Raw genomic sequence first — 237 nt, forward strand, 5'->3', positions numbered from 1 at the left:
GTGCCGCCACCACCACGCTGCCGGAGTCGTCGGTTACCGCCGACAGCGAGCGCGAGAAGGACAACCCGCGGGTCAAGGAGGTGAGCACCGCAACCCGCACTTCGACGCCTGTGCGTTATGTGCCGCAGGCCATCGATACGGTGAAAACCGCCAATGTGCTGGACTACGGCAGCAACACACTGGGCAAGGCACTGGAGGGCATCCCAAACGTCAGCAGCAGCGCCGACACCCGTTTTG

General features: G+C 64.1%; 1 protein-coding gene. It reads left to right on the top strand.

Going from position 1 to position 237, the window contains the following annotated elements; all coding sequences use genetic code 11:
- Positions 1-237: hypothetical protein (locus tag SB719_RS22510; RefSeq protein ID WP_412160086.1), on the top strand; the 237-nt coding region annotated here is incomplete at both ends.

This window comes from Pantoea sp. SIMBA_079, assembly GCF_046940275.1.
Lineage (GTDB): Bacteria > Pseudomonadota > Gammaproteobacteria > Enterobacterales > Enterobacteriaceae > Pantoea > Pantoea borealis.